Here is an 886-nt window from a genome sequence, read left to right as displayed (position 1 = left end):
AACCCCGGCAGGAGGAAAGCTACTTCAAACGCTTGCTTCTGAAGGCCTATTTCTATCATCAGCTTGTGGTGGCGGTGGTACATGTGCGCAGTGTAAGTGTAAAGTTTTAGAAGGTGGTGGCTCTATGCTTCCAACTGAAAAAGCTTACTTTACCAAGCGTGAAGAAGGTGAAGGCTGGAGACTCGCTTGTCAGGTTCCTGTGAAACAGGACATGAAAGTCGAAGTTGACGAAGAAGTATTTGGCGTTAAGAAGTGGGTTTGTACTGTTGAATCAAACGACAACGTAGCTACTTTCATTAAAGAACTGGTTCTTAAGTTGCCAGAGGGCGAGAACGTTGATTTTCGCGCTGGTGGTTATGTTCAGCTTGAGTGTCCACCTCACGAAGTTGATTATAAAAACTTTGAAATTCAAGACGAATATCGCGAAGACTGGGATAAATTCAACTTGTGGCAGTATAAGTCAATTGTTAAAGAAGACGTTATACGAGCTTACTCAATGGCAAACTATCCTGAAGAAAAAGGGCTTGTTAAGTTCAACATTCGTATCGCTTCGCCTCCTCCAGGAACGAACCACCCTCCAGGGATAATGTCATCTTACGTATTCAATCTTAAGAAGGGCGATACCATCGATGTTTACGGGCCATTTGGTGAGTTCTTTGCTAAAGATACTGACAACGAAATGGTATTTGTTGGTGGCGGTGCGGGTATGGCCCCGATGCGTTCACATATTTTTGATCAGCTTAAGCGACTTGAGTCTAAGCGTAAGATGTCATTCTGGTATGGTGCTCGAAGCTTGAGAGAAATGTTTTATCAGGACGAGTATGACAAGCTAGCAGAAGAAAATGAAAACTTTGTATGGCATGCTGCGTTATCTGATCCGATGGAA

At 43.5% G+C, this 886-nt stretch carries 1 protein-coding gene; it reads left to right on the top strand.

Annotation, left to right across the window (positions count from 1 at the left end; genetic code table 11):
• A partial coding sequence (gene nqrF / locus A3729_RS08765) for an NADH:ubiquinone reductase (Na(+)-transporting) subunit F (protein ID WP_068633678.1) occupies positions 1-886 on the top strand: 886 nt, incomplete at both ends.

Source organism: Oleiphilus sp. HI0043 (genome assembly GCF_001634935.1).
Note: the sequence above shows the minus strand (reverse complement) of the source record. Positions and strands in the feature narration are given on the sequence as shown.